The 21,681-nt window shown below is 60.5% G+C and carries 16 protein-coding genes and 1 pseudogene; 16 read left to right on the top strand and 1 reads right to left on the bottom strand.

The genetic code is table 11. The annotated features are described in order from the left end of the window. Positions 1–99: 99 nt before the first annotated feature. Positions 100–1,464, bottom strand: a complete 1,365-nt coding sequence (locus F2P67_RS05955; RefSeq protein WP_166218509.1) for a formimidoylglutamate deiminase — start codon at positions 1,462–1,464, stop codon at positions 100–102. Positions 1,465–1,609: 145 nt separating this feature from the next. Here F2P67_RS05955 and hutC point away from each other — a divergent pair, with 145 nt between their 5' ends. From hutC to mdoH, 16 genes and pseudogenes are all read left to right on the top strand, one after another. Further along, the gene (gene hutC / locus F2P67_RS05960; protein ID WP_166218791.1) at positions 1,610–2,320 is read left to right on the top strand and encodes a histidine utilization transcriptional repressor HutC; all 711 of its coding nucleotides are present in this window, start codon (positions 1,610–1,612) and stop codon (positions 2,318–2,320) included. A 9-nt stretch (positions 2,321–2,329) separates the two neighbouring features. After that, positions 2,330–2,902, top strand: a complete 573-nt coding sequence (locus F2P67_RS05965) for a HutD/Ves family protein (protein ID WP_166218511.1) — start codon at positions 2,330–2,332, stop codon at positions 2,900–2,902. A 463-nt stretch (positions 2,903–3,365) separates the two neighbouring features. After that, positions 3,366–5,048 carry a urocanate hydratase gene (hutU, locus tag F2P67_RS05970; RefSeq protein WP_166218513.1) on the top strand — a complete coding sequence of 561 codons (1,683 nt, stop codon included), beginning with the start codon at positions 3,366–3,368 and terminating at the stop codon, positions 5,046–5,048. A 148-nt stretch (positions 5,049–5,196) separates the two neighbouring features. Beyond that, positions 5,197–6,669, top strand: a complete 1,473-nt coding sequence (locus F2P67_RS05975; RefSeq protein WP_166218515.1) for a purine-cytosine permease family protein — start codon at positions 5,197–5,199, stop codon at positions 6,667–6,669. A gap of 70 nt (positions 6,670–6,739) precedes the next feature. After that, positions 6,740–7,708 (top strand): ABC transporter substrate-binding protein, encoded by a 969-nt coding sequence (locus tag F2P67_RS05980; protein WP_166218517.1) that lies wholly within the window; start codon positions 6,740–6,742, stop codon positions 7,706–7,708. Positions 7,709–7,791: 83 nt separating this feature from the next. Then, positions 7,792–8,643 carry an ABC transporter permease gene (locus F2P67_RS05985; protein ID WP_007949591.1) on the top strand — a complete coding sequence of 284 codons (852 nt, stop codon included), beginning with the start codon at positions 7,792–7,794 and terminating at the stop codon, positions 8,641–8,643. Then, positions 8,640–9,470 carry a quaternary amine ABC transporter ATP-binding protein gene (locus tag F2P67_RS05990; RefSeq protein ID WP_166218519.1) on the top strand — a complete coding sequence of 277 codons (831 nt, stop codon included), beginning with the start codon at positions 8,640–8,642 and terminating at the stop codon, positions 9,468–9,470. The genes F2P67_RS05985 and F2P67_RS05990 overlap by 4 nt, the downstream gene beginning before the upstream one ends. Positions 9,471–9,633: 163 nt before the next feature. Next, on the top strand, positions 9,634–11,157 hold the full coding sequence (locus tag F2P67_RS05995) for an HAL/PAL/TAL family ammonia-lyase (RefSeq protein ID WP_166218521.1): 1,524 nt from the start codon (positions 9,634–9,636) through the stop codon (positions 11,155–11,157). 117 nt (positions 11,158–11,274) lie between these two features. Continuing rightward, positions 11,275–12,807 carry a histidine ammonia-lyase gene (hutH, locus tag F2P67_RS06000; RefSeq protein ID WP_166218523.1) on the top strand — a complete coding sequence of 511 codons (1,533 nt, stop codon included), beginning with the start codon at positions 11,275–11,277 and terminating at the stop codon, positions 12,805–12,807. Positions 12,808–13,053: 246 nt separating this feature from the next. Further along, on the top strand, positions 13,054–14,259 hold the full coding sequence (gene hutI, locus F2P67_RS06005; protein ID WP_166218525.1) for an imidazolonepropionase: 1,206 nt from the start codon (positions 13,054–13,056) through the stop codon (positions 14,257–14,259). 10 nt (positions 14,260–14,269) lie between these two features. Continuing rightward, on the top strand, positions 14,270–15,073 hold the full coding sequence (gene hutG, locus F2P67_RS06010; protein WP_166218527.1) for an N-formylglutamate deformylase: 804 nt from the start codon (positions 14,270–14,272) through the stop codon (positions 15,071–15,073). Further along, a pseudogene (locus tag F2P67_RS27960) lies at positions 15,046–15,177 on the top strand (metal ABC transporter ATP-binding protein); the annotation flags it as partial. The gene hutG and the pseudogene F2P67_RS27960, both read left to right, overlap by 28 nt. Before the next feature lie 146 nt (positions 15,178–15,323). Next, positions 15,324–16,295, top strand: coding sequence for a prolyl aminopeptidase (pip, locus tag F2P67_RS06015; protein WP_123449369.1), 972 nt, complete (start codon positions 15,324–15,326; stop codon positions 16,293–16,295). Beyond that, complete coding sequence (gene dtd / locus F2P67_RS06020) at positions 16,292–16,729, top strand: D-aminoacyl-tRNA deacylase (RefSeq protein ID WP_166218529.1); 438 nt, start codon at positions 16,292–16,294, stop codon at positions 16,727–16,729. Before pip ends, dtd begins: the two co-directional genes overlap by 4 nt. A gap of 351 nt (positions 16,730–17,080) precedes the next feature. Continuing rightward, on the top strand, positions 17,081–18,862 hold the full coding sequence (locus tag F2P67_RS06025; RefSeq protein WP_166218531.1) for a glucan biosynthesis protein G: 1,782 nt from the start codon (positions 17,081–17,083) through the stop codon (positions 18,860–18,862). After that, positions 18,855–21,425: a glucans biosynthesis glucosyltransferase MdoH gene (mdoH, locus tag F2P67_RS06030; RefSeq protein ID WP_166218533.1), complete on the top strand. Its 2,571-nt coding sequence runs from the start codon at positions 18,855–18,857 to the stop codon at positions 21,423–21,425. The genes F2P67_RS06025 and mdoH overlap by 8 nt, the downstream gene beginning before the upstream one ends. Positions 21,426–21,681: the final 256 nt, after the last annotated feature.

Raw genomic sequence — 21,681 nt, forward strand, 5'->3', positions numbered from 1 at the left:
GTAGGAGTGAGCCTGCTCGCGATAGCGATGTGTCAGTCACATATTTATGTCTGATACACCGCTATAGCGAGCAGGCTCACTCCTACATTTGGTTATGTGTCAGCCCAAAAGGTCGCGCAGGACTTGGGTGAACGCGCGATTGCTGTCCTCTTCCCCGGCATGTCGCCCGTCTCGGACGACCCACTGACCGTTGACCAGCACATCGCGCACCTGCCGATCCCCGCCGGCAAACAACCACCGATTCAAAATCCCGTCACCACTGGCCGTGGCCAGATACGGATCGTTGCCATCGAGCACAATCCAGTCGGCACGCTTGCCAACCTCCAGTGCGCCAATCGGCTGGCCCAACGCCTGAGCGCCACCGTCCAGCGCTGCGTCGTACAGCGTGCGGCCAACCATCGGTTGATCCGCGCCGTACAAACGGTTGCGCCGTTGATCGCGCAGACGCTGGCCATATTCCAGCCAACGCAATTCCTCGACCACGCTGAGCGACACATGACTGTCGGAACCGATGCCCATGCGTCCGCCCTGAGCGAGGAAATCCACGGCCGGAAAAATCCCGTCGCCCAGATTCGCTTCGGTGGTCAGGCACAGGCCGGCGATGGCGCGACTCTTGGCCATCAGCGTGACTTCTTCCGGGTTGGCGTGGGTCGCGTGAACCAGGCACCAGCGCTGATCGACTTCGGTGTTCTCGTAGAGCCATTGCAGAGGGCGGCGGCCGCTCCAGCTCAGGCAGTCATCGACTTCCTTCTGCTGTTCGGCAATGTGGATGTGCACCGGGCATTGCTTGTCGCTGGCGGCCAATACTTCGCTGATCTGCTGCGGAGTGACCGCGCGCAATGAGTGGAAGCACAGACCCAATGATTGTGCTTTTTGCTGCGCCAGTAATGGCTGCAAGCGCGATTGCAGATTCAGGTAGTTTTCAGTGCTGTTGATGAAGCGGCGCTGGCCGTCGTTGGGCGCCTGGCCACCGAAACCGCTGTGGCTGTAGAGCACCGGCAGCAGGGTCAGACCGATGCCGCTTTCACTGGCCGCCTGACTGATGCGCAACGCCAGTTCGGCCGGGTCGGCGTACGGCTGGCCGTTGCTGTCGTGGTGCACGTAATGGAACTCGGCCACCGAGGTGTAACCGGCCTTGAGCATTTCGATGTACAGCTGACGGGCGATGACGCCAAGTTGATCCGGACTGATTTTTCCGACGAGCCGATACATCAAGTCCCGCCAGGTCCAGAAACTGTCGTTCGGGTTGCCGGCTACTTCGGCCAGTCCGGCCATGGCGCGCTGGAAGGCGTGGGAGTGCAGATTGGGCATCCCCGGCAACACGGGCCCGCTCAGCCGTTCGGCGCCATCTGCGGTGGAATCGGCCTGGATTTGGGTCAGCAGGCCATCGGCGCTGACCTCAAGACGTACATTGTTGGCCCATCCGTTAGGCAGCAGCGCGCGTTCGGCAAAGAAAGCGGACATGGTTCAGCACCCCATCGTGTGTTATTTGTATATACATATACAGACGTTTGCCTGCCCGGTAAACTCCGGCAAGCTAGCAACCTCTACCGACGAACAAGGATCAACCGTGCCGACTCCGCCTCCAGTTTCCCCGTTGGCCGCGAACATGGGCGACAGTCCGGCGCCCTTGTACGCCCGCGTCAAACAGATGATCACCCAGCAGATCGACAGCGGTAACTGGCCGCCGCACTACCGCGTGCCGTCGGAGAGCGAACTGGTCAATCAGCTCGGTTTCAGCCGCATGACCATCAACCGTGCGCTGCGCGAAATGACCGCTGACGGTCTGTTGGTGCGCATGCAAGGCGTCGGTACATTCGTCGCCGAGCCGAAGAGCCAGTCCGCCTTGTTCGAAGTGCACAACATTGCCGACGAAATCGCCTCGCGCGGTCACCGCCATACTTGTACGGTCATCACCCTTGAAGAAGAAGCCGCCGGTTCCGAGCGTGCCCTGGCGCTGGACATGCGCGAAGGGCAGAAAGTCTTCCACTCGCTGATCGTGCATTACGAAAACGACATTCCGGTGCAAATCGAAGACCGTTTCGTCAATGCGCTGGTCGCCCCGGAATACCTCAAGCAGGACTTCACCCTGCAAACCCCATACGCGTATTTGAATCAGGTCGCGCCACTGACCGAAGGCGAGCATGTGGTCGAGGCGATTCTTGCCGAGCCGTCCGAGTGCAAGTTGCTGCAAATCGAGAAGGGCGAGCCTTGCCTGTTGATTCGTCGTCGTACCTGGTCGGGTCGTCAGCCTGTTACCGCTGCGCGTCTGATTCACCCCGGTTCTCGTCATCGTCTGGAAGGTCGGTTCCATAAATAGAGAGCATAAATGAGCAGTGAAGTGAAGGTTTTACGCGCCGAAGGCTACCCACGCATGCCGTGGAAAAACGGCGGTGGCAGCACCGAGGAAATCACCCGTGACGCGGGTGCCGGTCTTGATGGATTTGGCTGGCGCCTGTCGATTGCCGACATCGCCGAATCGGGCGGGTTCTCGACCTTCGCTGGCTACCAGCGAGTCATCACGGTATTGCAGGGCGACGGCATGACCCTGTGTGTCGACGGCGACGATACCCGTCCGTTGTTACCGCTGGACCCGTTCGCTTTCAGTGGCGAGAGCCAGGTGTCGTGCACGTTGCTCGGTGGCGCGATCCGCGACTTCAACCTGATCTATGCACCGCAGCGTTACCGCGCGCGGTTGCAGTGGCTGGACGGTGAGCAACGGTTTTTCAGTTCGGCGGGGACGTTGTTGGTGTTCAGTGTTGCTGAACTGCTGGAAGTGAAGGCCGGCGAAAGTGTCTCGCAACTGGGCCGACACGATTGCCTGCAACTGAACGGTAACGTCGGGCTGGTTGAGGTCTCAACCAATGCCGCTTGCTGCGTAATCGAACTCCTCCAAAACTAGGCAAAACCCTGTGGCGAGGGGATTTATCCCCGTTGGGCTGCGCAGCAGACCGCTTTTTTTATTCGAGAATGGGGCCGCTTCGCGACCCAACGGGGATAAATCCCCTCGCCACAAAAGCCAGCCCACTGTTGTTCCCCCAAGCGCACCAACTTGTTACCGAACGCCCCAGCGTGGCGCAAAACCACGCTTCCGTAACAGCCGTTCACTTCCCCCCAATACCCTCGCAAAAAATTTCATCCACGCCAGAACCCTTGTTTCAGGCGGTCTCCAGCCGTATCCGCGATTTTTCTTGAACAGCCCTTCAACAAGTTGGCCGCTTGATTGCATATGCTTGTATGTACAAGTAAAGACGTATGCGTATAAGTCCGCAGCGTCCACTGATTCGCTTGTCGCGCATTGAAGCGCGCAGGCTGCTTGCCCACTGCCAGGGTTGGTTTGAATTGATCGCTGAGGAGTCTTTTTCGTGACTGACAATAAGCCTACTAAATACCGCAACGTCGAGATCCGTGCCGCCCGCGGCAACAAGCTGACCGCCAAGAGCTGGCTGACTGAAGCGCCGCTGCGCATGCTGATGAACAACCTCGACCCGGAAGTCGCCGAAAACCCTAAAGAGCTGGTGGTCTACGGTGGTATCGGTCGCGCCGCGCGTAACTGGGAATGCTACGACAAGATCGTCGAGAGCCTGACCAACCTGAATGACGATGAAACCCTGCTGGTGCAATCCGGCAAGCCGGTCGGCGTGTTCAAGACTCACAGCAATGCCCCGCGCGTACTGATCGCCAACTCCAACCTGGTGCCGCACTGGGCGAGCTGGGAACACTTCAACGAACTCGACGCCAAAGGCCTGGCCATGTACGGCCAGATGACCGCCGGCAGCTGGATTTACATCGGCAGCCAGGGCATCGTCCAGGGCACTTACGAAACCTTCGTTGAGGCCGGTCGTCAGCACTACAACGACAACCTCACCGGCAAGTGGGTCCTGACTGCCGGTCTCGGTGGCATGGGCGGCGCTCAGCCTCTGGCCGCGACCCTGGCTGGCGCTTGCTCGCTGAACATCGAATGCCAGCAAGTCAGCATCGACTTCCGTCTGAAAAGCCGTTACGTCGACGAGCAGGCCAAAGACCTCGACGACGCCTTGGCGCGCATCGACAAATACACCAAAGAAGGCAAGGCGATCTCCATCGCGCTGCTGGGTAACGCGGCAGAAATCCTTCCGGAACTGGTCAAGCGCGGCGTGCGCCCGGACATGGTCACCGACCAGACCAGTGCCCACGACCCGCTCAACGGTTACCTTCCGGCCGGCTGGACCTGGGACGAATACCGCGCCCGCGCCAAGACCGAGCCGGCCGCTGTGATCAAGGCCGCCAAGCAATCGATGGCGGTGCACGTCAAAGCCATGCTGGAATTCCAGAAGCAAGGCATTCCGACCTTCGACTACGGCAACAACATCCGTCAGATGGCGCAGGAAGAAGGCGTCGAAAACGCCTTCGATTTCCCGGGTTTCGTACCGGCCTATATCCGTCCGCTGTTCTGCCGTGGCATCGGCCCGTTCCGCTGGGCGGCGCTGTCGGGTGATCCGCAAGACATCTACAAGACCGATGCCAAGGTCAAAGAACTGATCCCGGACGATGCCCACCTGCACAACTGGCTGGACATGGCCCGCGAGCGCATCAGCTTCCAGGGTCTGCCGGCTCGTATCTGCTGGGTTGGCCTGGGCCTGCGCGCCAAGCTCGGTCTGGCGTTCAACGAAATGGTCCGTAGCGGCGAGCTGTCGGCGCCCATCGTGATCGGTCGCGACCACCTCGACTCCGGTTCGGTCGCAAGCCCGAACCGCGAAACCGAATCGATGCAGGACGGTTCCGACGCTGTCTCCGACTGGCCACTGCTCAACGCCCTGCTCAATACCGCGAGCGGCGCGACCTGGGTTTCCCTGCACCACGGCGGCGGCGTCGGCATGGGCTTCTCGCAGCACTCGGGCATGGTGATTGTCTGCGACGGCACTGACGAAGCGGCCGAGCGCATTGCGCGCGTGCTGCACAACGACCCGGCCACCGGCGTCATGCGTCACGCCGATGCCGGTTACCAGATCGCCATCGACTGCGCCAAGGAACAGAGCCTGAACCTGCCGATGATTACCGGCAAATAATGCTTTCCCCTGTAGGAGCGAGCCTGCTCGCGATGAGGTCAGCAAATTCAGCAAATCCACTGACTGACACACCGCAATCGCGAGAAGGCTTACTCCTACAAAAGCCAAAACAAGAACAAAACCCGGAACAATCCACAGAGGTTGAATCATGGCTGGCAACACCGATCGTGCAAGCAACAAACCGTTGATCGAAAGGCGTTCGATCGACTACATCCCGGAAGCGGAAAGACACGGTCGTCTGTTCAGTCAGTTCACCCTGTGGATGGGTGCCAACCTGCAAATCACTGCGATTGTAACCGGGGCCCTGGCCGTGGTGCTGGGCGGTGATGTGTTCTGGTCGCTGATCGGTCTGTTGATCGGTCAATTGCTCGGCGGCGGCGTCATGGCGCTGCATGCGGCGCAAGGGCCGAAACTTGGCTTGCCGCAAATGATCTCCAGCCGTGTGCAGTTCGGGGTTTATGGCGCGGCCATCCCGATCGTGCTGGTGTGCCTGATGTACCTGGGCTTCACCGCGACCGGAACCGTACTGTCCGGCCAGGCGCTGGGCCAGTTGTTTGGCGTCAGCGACACCGTCGGCATTCTGATTTTCGCCAGTGTCATCGTGCTGGTCACGGTGCTCGGTTATCGGGTCATCCACTGGATTGGCCGGGTCGCCAGTGTCATTGGTGTGATCGCCTTCGTTTATCTGTTCAGCCGTCTGATCAGTCAGGTTGACGTTGGCGCACTTCTGCAAATCCGTCACTTCAGCTGGAGCAGCTTCCTGCTCGCGGTATCGCTTGCCGCTTCCTGGCAGATCGCTTTCGGCCCTTACGTGGCTGACTATTCCCGTTACCTGCCGAGCAACACTTCGGCGGTTAAAACCTTCTTCGCCGCCGGTGCCGGCTCTGTGGTTGGCGCACAAGTGGCGATGATCCTCGGCGTGTTCGCCGCAGCGTCCTCCAACGGCCAGTTCGCCGGTCACGAGGTGGCTTACATCGTCGGTCTGGGCGGAGCCGGTGCAACTGCCGCGCTGCTGTACTTCAGCATCGCGTTCGGCAAGGTCACCATCTCGACGCTGAACTCCTACGGCAGCTTCATGTGCATCGCGACCATCATCAGTGGTTTCAAAGGGCACCTGACGGTGACGCGCCTGCAGCGTCTGGTTTTCGTGCTGGTGATTGTCGGTGCGGCGACCCTGATTGCGCTGCTCGGTCAGCACTCGTTCCTCGGTGCATTCAAGTCGTTCATCCTGTTCCTGCTCGCCTTTTTCACCCCGTGGAGCGCGATCAATCTGGTGGACTACTACTGCATCACCCGCGAGCGCTACGACGTGCCGGCACTGGCCGATCCGAACGGCCGCTACGGGCGCTGGAACATCCTCGGCATCAGCGTCTATGTGTTCGGCGTGCTGGTGCAACTGCCGTTTATCTCCACCAAGTTCTACACCGGTCCGCTGGTGGCAGCGCTGGGTGATGTGGATATCTCCTGGATCATCGGTCTGGTGCTGCCCGCCGCTGTGTATTACGTGTGCGCGAAAAAATGGCACAGCGCGGTACCTGATCAACTGATTCTGCCGGTCGAGCAGAACAGCCATGCACAACCTGAAAAAAGCGGGGCCAGTCGCGTAGCGGCGCAGGCCTGATTGGACGTGGACAGGGCTGGATGCCTCTTGACTGCCGTAAGCCCAATTCATGATTAGGAGCGTCACGACAATGAAATCGAACAAGACCCTGCTGACCGCATTGCTTTCCATGGGCCTGCTGGCCAGTGCCGGCGCCACTCAGGCAGCCGGCTGGTGCGAATCGGGCAAACCGGTGAAATTCGCCGGGCTGAACTGGGAAAGCGGCATGCTGCTGACCGATGTGCTGCAAGTAGTGCTGGAGAAAGGTTACGACTGCAAGACCGACAGCCTGCCGGGCAACTCCATCACCATGGAAAACGCCCTGAGCAGCAACGATATTCAAGTGTTCGCCGAAGAGTGGGTCGGCCGCAGCGAGGTCTGGAACAAGGCCGAGAAGGCCGGTAAGGTCGTCGGTGTCGGCGCGCCGGTCGTCGGTGCGGTGGAAGGCTGGTACGTGCCGCGCTACGTGATCGAAGGCGACGCCAAGCGCAAGCTTGAGGCGAAAGCCCCAGACCTGAAAAACATCGCTGATCTGGGCAAATACGCGGCCATCTTCAAAGACGCCGAAGAGCCTTCCAAGGGCCGTTTCTACAACTGCCCGGCCGGCTGGACCTGCGAGCTGGACAACAGCGAAATGCTGAAAAGCTACGGCCTCGAAAACAGCTACACCAACTTCCGCCCGGGCACCGGCCCGGCACTCGATGCAGCAGTGCTGTCGAGTTACAAGCGTGGCGAGCCGATCCTGTTCTACTACTGGTCGCCAACACCGCTGATGGGTCAGATCGACGCGGTCAAACTCGAAGAGAAACCGGGCGTCGACAAGTCTGTGAGCATCAAGGTCGGCCTCTCGAAAACCTTCCACGAACAGGCTCCGGAACTGGTGGCCGTGCTGGAAAAGGTCAACCTGCCAATCGACTTGCTGAACCAGAATCTGGGTCGCATGGCCAAAGAACGTATCGAGTCGCCAAAACTGGCGAAAATCTTCCTCAAGGAACATCCTGAGGTCTGGCACGCGTGGGTCAGTGACGACGCAGCCAAGAAAATCGACGCGGCGCTGTAGGTCGATACCTCCCGGCTAACCGTGAGGCAGGCCGGGAGATATGCCGTAAACGCTTGATTGAGATTTCTGATTGAGAGCCGCTTATGTTTCCCGAGAGCTTTACCTTTTCCATCGCCGACTGGGTCAACGGTTGGGTCGATTCGCTGGTCACCAACTACGGTGATGTGTTCCGCCACATCTCCGACACCCTGTTGTGGGCCATCGTCAATCTCGAAGGCTTGCTGCGTGCGGCGCCGTGGTGGTTGATGCTGGCGATCGTCGGTGTCGTCGCCTGGCACGCCACACGCAAAGTGGTGACCACGGCGGTCATCGTCGGTCTGCTGTTCCTCGTCGGCGCCGTTGGCCTGTGGGACAAACTCATGCAGACCCTGGCGCTGATGATGGTCGCGACGATCATTTCGGTGCTGATCGGCATCCCGCTGGGGATTCTCTCGGCGCGCAGCAATCGCCTGCGTTCGGTGCTGATGCCGCTGCTCGACATCATGCAGACCATGCCAAGTTTCGTGTACCTGATCCCGGTGCTGATGCTGTTCGGTCTGGGCAAGGTCCCGGCGATTTTCGCCACGGTGATCTACGCCGCGCCACCGCTGATCCGCCTGACCGATCTGGGTATTCGCCAGGTCGACGGCGAAGTCATGGAAGCGATCAACGCTTTCGGCGCCAATCGCTGGCAGCAACTGTTCGGCGTGCAACTGCCGCTGGCCCTGCCAAGCATCATGGCCGGGATCAACCAGACCACCATGATGGCCCTGTCGATGGTGGTGATCGCCTCGATGATCGGCGCCCGTGGCCTGGGTGAAGATGTGCTGGTGGGCATTCAGACCCTCAACGTCGGACGCGGTCTTGAAGCCGGTCTGGCGATCGTGATTCTCGCAGTGGTCATCGACCGCATTACCCAGGCGTACGGTCGGCCACGGCATGAGGTGAGCAAATGAGCAACGCAACCGTGAGCAAGATCGAAGTCAAAAATGTCTTCAAGATTTTCGGCAACCGCGCCAAGGATGCGTTGGCCATGGTCGGTCAGGGCAAAACCAAGGATCAGGTGCTGAACGAAACCGGTTGCGTGGTCGGCGTCAACGACCTGTCGCTGAGCATCGGCACCGGCGAGATTTTCGTGATCATGGGCCTGTCCGGCTCCGGCAAATCGACGCTGGTACGCCACTTCAATCGCCTCATCGACCCGACCAGCGGCGCGATCCTGGTCGATGGCGTGGACATCCTGCAATACGACATGGAAGCCCTGCGCGAATTTCGCCGGCACAAGATCAGCATGGTGTTCCAGAGCTTCGGCCTGCTGCCGCACAAGACCGTGCTCGACAACGTCGCCTACGGCCTGAAGGTGCGCGGCGAGAGCAAGCAAATGTGCTCCGAACGTGCGCTGCACTGGATCAACACCGTGGGCCTCAAAGGCTATGAAAACAAATACCCGCATCAACTCTCCGGCGGCATGCGTCAGCGCGTCGGTCTGGCCCGGGCCTTGGCGGCGGACACTGACATCATCCTGATGGACGAAGCGTTCAGCGCCCTCGATCCGCTGATCCGCGCCGAGATGCAGGATCAGTTGCTGGAGCTGCAAAAGACTCTGCACAAGACCATCGTCTTCATCACCCACGACCTCGACGAGGCCGTGCGCATCGGCAATCGCATCGCGATCCTCAAGGACGGCCGCCTGATTCAGGTCGGCACGCCGAAAGAGATCCTGCATTCGCCGGCGGACGAATATGTCGACCGCTTCGTGCAGCGGCGGGCGGCGGTGGTTTAAGAGATTCGCGGCGTTTGTGCCGACCTTTTCGCGAGCAAGCCCGCTCCCACATTGGATAGTTGGTGTATTTAAAATTTGTGTTCGGCACAGATCCAATGTGGGAGCGGGCTTGCTCGCGAAGGCGTCGGCAGAGCTGCATCAATATTCGGGTAAGAGGTCAATGATGTCCCAGGCTGAAAAAATCGTTATCGCCGACGCCCCGATGCGTTGGCAGGATGTGGTCGCGGTAGCCCGTCACGGCGCGCAGCTCGAGCTGTCGGCCCAGACCTGGGCGCGCATCGAAAATGCCCAAGGCATCGTCCAGCGCATCGTCGAAAGCGGCGAGCGCGCCTATGGCGTCAACACCGGTCTGGGCGGCTTGTCCAACGTCTCGCTCAAGGATGAACAACTCAGCCAGCTCTCGCGCAACACCTTGCTCAGCCACGCCTGTGGCGTCGGCCCGGTACTCGCCGACGAACAGACCCGCGCCATCATCTGCGCCGCCATTCACAACTACAGCCACGGTAAATCCGGGATTCATCGCCGGGTGGTCGAAGCGCTGCTGGCGCTGCTCAATCTTGGCATTACTCCGCAGGTGCCCTCGCAAGGTTCGGTGGGTTATCTGACCCACATGGCGCACATCGGCATCGCGCTGCTGGGCGTGGGCAATGTCAGCTATCGCGGGCAGATCACCTCGGCGCAACAGGCTCTGGCCGAAGAAGGCCTGCAACCGGTGCAACTCGGTGCGAAGGATGGCTTGTGCCTGGTCAACGGCACGCCGTGCATGACCGGCCTCAGCTGTCTGGCGATTGCCGATGCCACGCGTCTGGTGCAATGGGCCGACGTCATCGGTGCCATGAGTTTCGAAGCGCAACGCGGGCAGATCGCCGCGTTCGATGCCGAGATCATCGCGCTCAAGCCGCACCCGGGCATGCAGCACGTCGGCATCAACCTGCGTGCGTTGCTCGATGGAAGTGAAGTGATTGCGTCGAGCAAAGGCATTCGTACGCAGGATGCGCTGAGTATCCGTTCTATCCCGCAGGTGCACGGCGCCGCCCGCGATCAACTGGATCACGCGATCAAACAGGTCGAAGCCGAACTCAACGGCTGCACCGACAACCCGCTGTTGCTCGGCACGCCGGACAACTTCCGCGTCATGTCGCAAGCCAACCCTCACGGGCAATCGGTGGCGATGGCGGCGGATCTGCTGGCCATCGCCATGGCCGAAATCGGCTCGATTGCCGAGCGTCGCCTCGATCGTTTGGTTAACCCGCACGTCAGCGGTCTGCCGGCATTTCTGGTGGCCAATCCGGGGGTGAACTCCGGGATGATGATCGTGCAGTACGTCGCCGCGTCGCTGTGTGCGGAAAACCGTCAACTGGCGCAACCGGCGGTGCTCGACAACTACATCACCTCGGGCCTGCAGGAAGACCACTTGAGCATGGGCACCAACGCCGCGCTCAAGCTGCACCGTGCGCTGGAAAACTGCACACAGATCCTCGCCATCGAATATCTGCTGGCGGCGCAGGCGTTTGAATTTCTCAAGGAACAACGCTTCGGCGCCGGCACCGATGTGGCGTGGCGACTGCTGCGGGAAAAGGTCCCGGCCTACGATCAGGATCGCTGGCTGGCGCCGGACATCGGCGCCGCTGCGAGCGTGTTGAAAGACCCGAATCTGCCGCACACGTTACTGCCGAATTTGCACTGATTTTTTAAACGCCAGCGTGCCAAGGCGCGGATCGCCCAAAAGGCGAAATGCGACGGACAACGGAATAATCCGGAGCGACTGGCGAGCCAATAACAAACTCTCAAAAGGAGCATTTTAATGACTGCGCTAAACCTGATTCCCGGCCAACTGAGCCTGGCTCAACTGCGTGACGTCTACCAGCACCCGGTCAAGCTGAGCCTCGACAACAGCGCCTCGGCGCAGATCGAAGCCAGCGTGGCCTGCGTCGAGCAGATCCTCGCCGAGAACCGCACAGCCTACGGCATCAACACCGGGTTCGGCCTGCTGGCCTCGACCCGCATCGCCAGCGAAGACCTCGAAAACCTGCAGCGCTCGCTGGTGCTGTCCCACGCCGCCGGCGTCGGCCAGCCGATCAGCGATGAGCTGGTGCGCCTGATCATGGTGCTCAAGGTCAACAGCCTCAGCCGTGGTTTCTCCGGTATCCGCCGCGTGGTGATCGATGCGCTTATCGCGCTGATCAACGCCGAGGTTTACCCGCACATTCCATTGAAGGGTTCGGTGGGCGCATCCGGTGACTTGGCGCCGCTGGCGCACATGTCGCTGGTGCTGCTGGGCGAGGGCAAGGCGCGTTACAAGGGCGAATGGATGGAAGCGACCGAAGCGCTGAAAGTTGCCGGTCTGACGCCACTGACGCTGGCGGCCAAAGAAGGTCTGGCGCTGCTGAATGGCACGCAGGTTTCCACGGCGTTTGCGTTGCGTGGCTTGTTTGAAGGTGAAGATTTGTTTGCCGGCGCGTTGGCGCTGGGCGGTCTGACGGTTGAAGCGGTACTTGGTTCGCGCTCGCCGTTCGACGCACGCATTCACGCGGCTCGCGGCCAGAAAGGCCAGATCGATGCCGCTGCCGCTTACCGCGATCTGCTCGGTGAGCGCAGCGAAGTCTCCGACTCGCACCAGAACTGCGAAAAGGTCCAGGACCCGTATTCGCTGCGCTGCCAGCCACAAGTCATGGGTGCCTGCCTGACCCAGTTCCGTCAGGCCGCTGAAGTGCTGGCGGTCGAAGCCAACGCCGTGTCGGATAACCCATTGGTATTCGCAGCCGAAGGCGATGTGATTTCCGGCGGTAACTTCCACGCCGAACCGGTGGCCATGGCGGCTGACAACATGGCGCTGGCCATTGCCGAAATCGGCTCGCTGAGCGAGCGCCGTATCTCGCTGATGATGGACAAGCACATGTCGCAACTGCCGCCGTTCCTGGTGGCCAATGGCGGGGTGAACTCCGGTTTCATGATCGCTCAAGTGACCGCAGCGGCCTTGGCCAGCGAAAACAAGGCGCTGTCCCATCCGCATTCGGTGGACAGCCTGCCGACTTCGGCCAACCAGGAAGACCACGTGTCGATGGCCCCGGCGGCGGGCAAGCGCCTGTGGGAAATGGCCGAGAACACGCGTGGAATTCTCGCGGTGGAATGGCTGGCGGCGGTGCAAGGGCTGGATCTGCGTAGCGGTCTGAAGACTTCGGCGAAGCTGGAACAGGCGCGGGCGATTCTGCGTCGCGAAGTGCCGTTCTACGAGAAGGACCGCTTCTTTGCGCCGGACATCAATGCCGCGACCGAACTGCTGGCTTCGCGGTGCCTGACCGAACTGGTTCCGGCCAAGCTGCTGCCTAGTTTGTAAGTGGGTTTTCAAGGGGAGGTTTGTTGTTACTGAAATCTATCCCCCTCACCCCAACCCTCTCCCCCAAGGGGGAGAGGGGGAAGGGAGCCGATCTCGGTGAGCTTCGAGACCTGAGTTCGGCTCAGTAATTTCAGGTCGATGTACCTCGAAAGAACAACCCGGTCAGTCCCCTCTCCCTCCGGGAGAGGGCTAGGGTGAGGGGCTTTTGAAGGCCGCTCACCAAACAGAATCCAACGGAGGCCAACAGTGAAAACCCTCTGGCAACACTGCCACGTCGCAACCATGGCGCAAGGCGTCTACTCGATCATCGAGGATGCGGCCATCGTGACGTCCGGTGCGCTCATCGAGTGGATCGGCCCGCGTGATCAATTGCCGTCCGGCGAGTACCCGGACGTCAATGATCTGCAAGGTGCATGGGTCACTCCCGGCCTGATCGACTGCCACACCCATACGGTGTTCGGCGGCAACCGCAGCGGTGAATTCGAAAAGCGCCTGCAAGGCGTCAGCTACGCTGAGATCGCCGCGCAGGGCGGTGGTATCGCCAGCACCGTGCGCGCGACGCGCGAAGCGACTGAAGACGAGCTGTTCGCCAGCGCCGCCAAACGCCTGAAAAGCCTGATGCGCGACGGCGTGACCACGGTCGAAATGAAATCCGGCTACGGCCTCGATCTGGTCAATGAACGCAAAATTCTCCGGGTCATCCGCCGTCTGGCCAACGAGCTGCCGATCAGCGTGCGCAGCACCTGTCTCGCCGCTCACGCGTTGCCACCGGAATACAAGGACCGCGCTGACGATTACATCGAGCTGATCTGCACTGAGATGCTGCCGGCGCTGGCCGCCGAAGGTCTGGTCGATGCGGTGGATGCATTTTGCGAATACCTGGCGTTCTCGCCGGAGCAGGTCGAGCGTGTGTTCGTCGCCGCGCAAAAACTCGGTCTGCCGGTGAAGCTGCACGCCGAGCAACTGTCGTCGCTGCACGGCTCCAGCCTCGCTGCGCGCTATCACGCGTTGTCTGCCGATCATCTGGAGTTCATGGACGAGGCCGACGCCATCGCCATGGCCGCATCCGATACCGTCGCGGTGTTGCTGCCGGGCGCGTTCTATTTCCTGCGTGAAACCCAGTTGCCGCCGATGGAAGCCCTGCGCAAGCATAAAGTGAAGATCGCCATCGCCAGCGACCTCAACCCCGGCACCTCGCCAGCGCTATCGTTGCGCCTGATGCTGAACATGGCCTGCACCTGTTTCCGCATGACCCCGGAAGAGGCCCTGGCCGGTGCGACCATTCATGCTGCGCAAGCGTTGGGCATGGCCGCCACCCACGGTTCGCTGGAAGTCGGCAAGGTCGCGGATTTCGTTGCCTGGCACATTGATCGCCCGGCGGACCTGGCTTATTGGCTCGGTGGCGATCTGGACAAACGCGTCGTGCGTCACGGCGTCGAATCAAGTCTGTAGGAGAGCGGTTGTGGATAAGGTTCTGAACTTCAAACAAGGTCGTGTGCCGCTGCTGATCAGCATGCCCCACGCCGGTGTGCGTCTGACGCCGGCGGTCGAGGCCGGGTTGATTCCGGACGCGAAAAGCCTGCCGGACACCGACTGGCACATTCCGCAGCTTTACGATTTTGCTGAAGAACTCGGCGCCAGTACGTTGGCCGCCGAATACTCGCGTTTTGTGATCGACCTGAATCGCCCGTCCGACGACAGACCGCTTTACGCCGGCGCCACCACCGGGCTGTATCCGGCGACGCTGTTCGATGGCATCCCGCTGTTCAAGCAAGGGCAGGAGCCTTCAAAAGAGGAGCGTGCGACTTATCTGGAACAGATCTGGACGCCGTATCACCGCACCTTGCAGGAAGAACTGGAGCGTCTGAAAGCCGAGTTTGGTTATGCGCTGTTGTTCGATGCGCACTCGATCCGCTCGATCATCCCGCACCTGTTCGACGGCAAGTTGCCGGACTTCAACCTCGGCACCTTCAACGGCGCCAGTTGCGATCCACAACTGGCCACGCAACTGGAAGCGATTTGCGCGCGTCACGGCGATTACAGCCATGTACTCAACGGCCGTTTCAAGGGTGGCCACATCACCCGTCACTACGGCAACCCGGCCGAGAACATTCACGCGGTGCAACTGGAACTGGGCCAGTGCACCTACATGGAAGAGTTCGAACCGTTCCGCTATCGCGCCGATCTGGCCGAGCCGACGCGGGTGGTGCTCAAGGAATTGCTGCAGGGCTATCTGGCGTGGGGCCAAAAACACTACAGCAAGTAATCACGCAATTCCCTGTGGGAGCGAGCCTGCTCGCGAAGGCGTCCGGTCAGCCAGCATCTACGTTGACTGACACACCGCATTCGCGAGCAGGCTCGCTCCCACAGGATGGTGTACACCCTGCGAAGTTGATGGCTGACAAACGGTGACTGTCCCGGAGCATGCTCATTGACGCAAATCGGGTTTATGATGCCCAACGGCAGAATAATAGAAGTCCCCCCAGGGATGACCTCGACCCCTTACGGAGCGCGCAATGCAGACTTTGTTTCCGCAGATCAAACCTCACGCCCGGCACGATCTGGCTGTCGATGACACCCATACTCTTTATGTAGACGAAAGCGGCTCGCCGGAAGGTTTGCCGGTCGTCTTCATTCACGGCGGTCCTGGCGCCGGTTGCGACGCGCAGAGCCGTCGCTATTTCGACCCGAACCTGTATCGCATCGTCACCTTCGACCAGCGTGGCTGTGGACGTTCCACCCCGCATGCCAGCCTGGAAAACAACACCACCTGGGATCTGGTCGCTGACCTCGAGCGCATTCGCAAGCACTTGGGCATCGATAAATGGGTGCTTTTTGGCGGCTCGTGGGGTTCGACCCTGGCGCTGGCCTATGCGCAAACCCACCCTGAACGCGTTCACGGTTTGATCCTGCGTGGGATCTTTCTCTGCCGCCCGCAGGAAATCGAGTGGTTTTATCAGGCCGGCGCCAGCCGTCTGTTCCCTGATTACTGGCAGGACTACATTGCGCCGATCCCGCTCGACGAGCGCGACGACCTGCTCAGCGCTTTCCACAAGCGCCTGACCGGCAACGATCAAATAGCCCAGATGCACGCGGCTAAAGCCTGGTCGACCTGGGAAGGGCGCACCGCGACGCTGCGGCCGAATCCGCTGGTGGTCGATCGCTTCTCCGAACCGCAGCGCGCGCTGTCGATTGCGCGGATCGAATGCCATTACTTCACCAACAATGCGTTCCTTGAGCCGAATCAACTGATTCGCGATATGGGTAAGATCGCCCATCTGCCGGGCGTGATCATTCACGGTCGTTACGACGTGATCTGTCCGCTGGACAATGCGTGGGAATTGCACCAGGCCTGGCCGAACAGCGAACTGCAGGTGATCCGCGATGCCGGCCATGCTGCGTCCGAGCCGGGCATAACCGATGCGCTGGTGCGCGCCGCGAGCAAAATGGCCCGGCGTCTGCTCGACCTGCCGCCCGAAGAAGCATGAAGGGGCTTTTACAGCGCGTTCGTGGTGCGCGAGTCGAAGTGGCGGGCGAGGTGGTTGGCGCGGTCGATCAGGGTTTGCTGGTGCTGGTAGCGGTCGAACCCGACGACACGCGTGCCAGCGCCGACAAACTTCTGCATAAGCTGCTTAACTATCGGGTATTCAGCGACGCCGAGGGCAAGATGAACTTGTCTCTGGCGGATGTTGGCGGCGGGTTGCTGCTGGTCTCTCAGTTCACTCTGGCTGCCGACACCAAAAGCGGGTTGCGACCGAGTTTTTCGACGGCGGCTCCTCCGGCCCTGGGCGAGGAATTGTTCGACTATCTATTAAGCAAAGCGAAACAGATGCATGGCACTGTGGCATCAGGTAGATTCGGCGCGGATATGCAGGTGCACCTGGTCAATGATGGCCCGGTAACCTTCCTGTTACAGACTTGAAAGCGCTTGAAACATCTTTTTAAGGGCATTTCGACTGAAAACAGGCAATTTTCGCGATAAATACTTTGTTACCCCTGATGCGTTGTCATGCGGGCTACTAGATAATCGCGCGCTACGGGGATCAGCGTTCGTTGGTCCATTTTGACTTAGGTAGAGACTTGTCCGGATCCGATTGGGGAATCATTTTGCCCCAGCGGAGTCGGAACAATGCTCGCCAACTTGGCAAGAGTGTTCTGGAAGGTCGGTTTTTTACTACCGAAAACCCTACAGGCACTTCATCTGGCCGTTGGTTTATTGATCTGTTTTCGGCGAGGGTTGCTCGTGATTGTTAGTCCCTGTAATGCAGCAAAAATGTCTGCCAAACGCATGCGAAGTGCCCTGGTAGCGGGTTCGGCGCTCCTGTGCCTGCTCAGCGCCGGTCAGCTTTGGGCGTTCAATCTTGACGATGTATCGACCAAGGCCAAAGAGCTGGCCGGGCAGAAATTCGAAGCCCCGCGCAGCAACCTGCCGAACGAATTCCGTGACATGAAGTTCGCGGACTATCAGAAAATCCGCTTCCTCACCGAAAAGGCTGAGTGGGCCGATCAGAAGACCCCGTTCAAATTGTCCTTCTATCACCAGGGTATGCACTTCGATACACCGGTGAAAATCAACGAAATCACGGCGAACACCGTCGAAGAGATCAAATACGATCCTTCCCGTTTCGATTTCGGCGATCTGAAATTCGATCCGAAAGCCACCGAACAACTGGGTTATGCCGGTTTCCGTGTGCTGTACCCGATCAACAAGGCCGACAAGCAAGACGAAATCATGACCATGCTCGGCGCGAGCTACTTCCGCGTCGTCGGCAAGGGGCACACCTACGGTCTGTCGGCCCGTGGTCTGGCGATTGATACCGCGCTGCCGTCGGGTGAAGAATTCCCGCGTTTCCGAGAGTTCTGGATTCAGCAGCCGAAGCCGGGTGACAAGCACCTGGTGATCTTCGCGCTGCTCGACTCGCCGCGTGCCACCGGTGCCTATCGTCTGATCCTGCGTCCGGGCAGCGACACCATCGTCGACGTCAAGGCGCAGGTCTTCCTGCGTGACAAAGTCGGCAAACTGGGCATCGCGCCGCTGACCAGCATGTTCCTGTTCGGTGCCAACCAGCCGTCGAAAGTCCTCAACTATCGTCGTGAACTGCACGACTCCAGTGGCCTGTCGATCCATGCCGGTAACGGCGAGTGGATCTGGCGTCCGCTGAACAACCCGAAACACCTGGCCGTGAGCAACTTCAGCGTCGAGAACCCGCGTGGTTTCGGTCTGCTGCAACGTGGCCGCGACTTCAGCCATTACGAAGACCTCGACGATCGCTACGACAAGCGCCCAAGCGCCTGGATCGAGCCGAAGGGCGAGTGGGGCAAGGGCACCGTTGATCTGGTAGAAATTCCGACCGCCGACGAAACCAACGACAACATCGTTGCGTTCTGGAGCCCGGAAACCATGCCGGAGCCAGGCAAGCCACTGGACTTCGCCTACCGCCTGCACTGGACCATGGACGAAGCGGCGATTCACGCGCCGGACAGCGCCTGGGTTTCGCAGACGCTGCGCTCCACCGGTGACGTCAAGCAATCGAACCTGATCCGTCAGCCGGACGGCAGCGTTGCCTACCTGGTCGACTTCGAAGGTCCATCGCTGGCGGCTCTGACCCCGGACGCCGACGTGCGCAGCCAGGTCAGTGTTGGCGACAACGCCGAACTGGTTGAAAACAGCGTGCGTTACAACCCTGAAACCAAGGGCTGGCGTTTGACCCTGCGGATGAAAATCAAGGACGCGAGCAAGTCGACAGAGATGCGTGCCGCTCTGGTTCAGCCGGTTGTGACTGCTGATCTGGCGAAATCGGTGCCGGCGTCCAATTCGTCCGTCGCCAAGGCCGACAAGGTCGCGGCCAAACAACAAGAGAAACTCGACAAGGAAGCCAAGGCTGCCGAGGCCAAACAGGCCGACGCCAAGCCAGTAGCAGATGCCAAGGACAAGGCCAACAAAGACGCTAAGCAGCCAGCAGCTGCGGACGCGGCCCCAGCCACACCGGAATCGGCCCCGACTGAAGAAGTCCTGACCGAGACCTGGAGCTATCAGTTGCCTGCCGATGAGTAACTCTCAAGTACAGCCAGAAACTCTGTCCGAGTATCTGGCGCATCTGCCGATGACCGACGAACAGCGCGCGGAACTCGCGGGCTGCCAGTCGTTCAGCGAGCTGCACCAACGCTTGTCGTCCTCGACGTTCGACGCCCCTGCCGAAGCCGCCCAGGCTTCGGTGGGCAAGCGCTTGACCCTGAGCACCGCCGAAGAACTGGAAGACGCGGAGATGCTGGTGCTCGACGCCAGCGGTCGCGTCAGCATGAAGGCGACGCCGCCGATCCGTCGCACCAAGGTCGTGCCGGAGCCGTGGCGCACCAATATTCTGGTGCGTGGCTGGCGTCGTCTGACCGGTCGCACCAACCCGCCGCAGCCGCCGAAGGACGAGAATGTCCTGCCGGCTGCGCGCTGGCGCACCGTAGGTTCGATCCGTCGCTACATTCTGTTGCTGCTGATGCTCGGCCAGACCATCGTCGCCGGTTGGTACATGAAAGGCATCATGCCGTATCAGGGCTGGTCGTTCGTCGACCTCGAAGAAGTCCTGCATCAACCGTTGCTGCAAACCGCCACGCAAGTGCTGCCGTATGCGTTGCAGACCAGCATCCTGATTCTGTTCGGGATTCTGTTCTGCTGGGTATCGGCCGGTTTCTGGACTGCGCTGATGGGCTTCCTTGAACTGCTCACCGGTCACGATAAATACCGGATCTCCGGTAAAAGTGCCGGCAACGAGCCGATTGCCAAGGATGCGCGCACCGCACTGGTAATGCCGATCTGCAACGAAGACGTGCCGCGCGTGTTCGCCGGTCTGCGTGCGACGTTCGAGTCGGTCGCCGCCACCGGTGATCTGGATCGTTTCGACTTCTTCGTCCTCAGCGACAGTAACGACACCGATATCTGCGTGGCCGAGCAACAGGCCTGGCTGGACGTCTGCCGTGAAGCCAAAGGCTTCGGCAAGATCTTCTATCGCCGCCGTCGTCGTCGTGTGAAACGCAAGAGCGGCAACCTCGACGACTTCTGCCGTCGTTGGGGCGGTGACTACAAGTACATGGTCGTGCTCGACGCCGACTCGGTGATGAGCGGCGAGTGCCTGACCAGTCTGGTGCGTCTGATGGAAGCCACTCCGGACGCCGGGATCATCCAGACGGCGCCGCGTGCGTCGGGCATGGACACCCTGTATGCGCGCATGCAGCAGTTTGCGACCCGCGTATACGGCCCGCTGTTTACCGCCGGTCTGCACTTCTGGCAGTTGGGTGAATCCCACTACTGGGGTCACAACGCGATCATCCGCATGAAGCCGTTCATCGACCACTGCGCCCTGGCGCCGTTGCCGGGCAAAGGTGCGTTCTCCGGTGCGATCCTGTCTCACGACTTCGTTGAAGCCGCGCTGATGCGCCGTGCCGGCTGGGGCGTGTGGATTGCCTACGACCTGCCGGGCAGCTACGAAGAACTGCCGCCGAACCTGCTCGACGAACTCAAGCGTGACCGTCGCTGGTGCCACGGCAACCTGATGAACTTCCGTCTGTTCCTGGTTAAAGGCATGCACCCGGTACACCGGGCGGTGTTCCTGACGGGCGTGATGTCGTACCTGTCGGCGCCGTTGTGGTTCTTCTTCCTGGTGTTGTCGACCGCGCTGCTGGCGGTGAACACATTGATGGAGCCGCAGTACTTCCTCGAACCGCGCCAGCTCTATCCACTGTGGCCACAATGGCACCCGGATAAAGCCATCGCGCTGTTCTCGACAACCATCGTGCTGCTGTTCCTGCCGAAACTGCTGAGCATCATACTGATCTGGGCCAAGGGCGCGAAAGAGTTCGGTGGCAAGTTCAAGGTGACTCTGTCGATGCTGCTGGAGATGCTCTTCTCCATGCTGCTGGCGCCGGTGCGGATGATTTTCCACACCCGTTTCGTCCTGGCCGCGTTCCTCGGCTGGGCAGCGACCTGGAACTCGCCGCAGCGTGACGACGACTCGACGCCATGGAGCGAAGCGGTCAAGCGCCACGGCCCGCAAACCCTGCTGGGTTTCTGCTGGGCACTGCTGGTGATCTGGCTGAACCCGAGCTTCCTCTGGTGGCTGGTGCCGATTGTCGGTTCGCTGATGTTGTCGATTCCGGTGTCGGTGATTTCCAGTCGTGTCGGTCTGGGCCTCAAATCCCGTGACGAGAGCCTGTTCCTCATCCCTGAGGAATACAATCCGCCACAGGCGCTGCTGGCGACCGATCAGTACACCCACGAAAATCGTTACCACGCCCTCAACGACGGCTTTGTCCGCGCGGTGGTCGATCCACAGCAGAACGCTTTGGCGTGCTCGCTGGCGACTTCCCGTCACGGTCAGGCCGAACCGATCGAGTGGCTACGTCAGGAGCGTGTGCGTCACGCGATCAAGGTCGGCCCGGCCGGGCTGAATAACCACGAGCGCTTGCAACTGCTGAGCGATCCGGTTGCGCTGGGTCGTCTGCACGAGCAAGTGTGGGCCGAAGGTCACGCCGAGTGGCTGGATGCATGGCGCGCTTCGGTGAAAGCCGATCCGCATGCACCGCTACTGCCGCTCAAGCCTGTTAGCCTGCAGGCGCAACCGGCCTGATGAAGAAACCCCGCGATGTTGCGGGGTTTTTTTTGCCTGCTGAAAAGCCCCCTCACCCTAACCCTCTCCCGGAGGGAGAGGGGACTGACGGGGGGATGCTTCAGAGATACGCCGACCTGATCTAGCGGTGTTGAATCCATAATCGACTCGGTCATTCAGGTCGATGTATGGCGCAAGACACCTCGGTCGGCCCCCTCTCCCCTCTGGGGAGAGGGCAGGGGTGAGGGCAGGGGTGAGGGTCGGCCTTTGAATGTTA

It is taken from the genome of Pseudomonas atagonensis, from assembly GCF_011369485.1.
GTDB lineage: Bacteria > Pseudomonadota > Gammaproteobacteria > Pseudomonadales > Pseudomonadaceae > Aquipseudomonas > Aquipseudomonas atagonensis.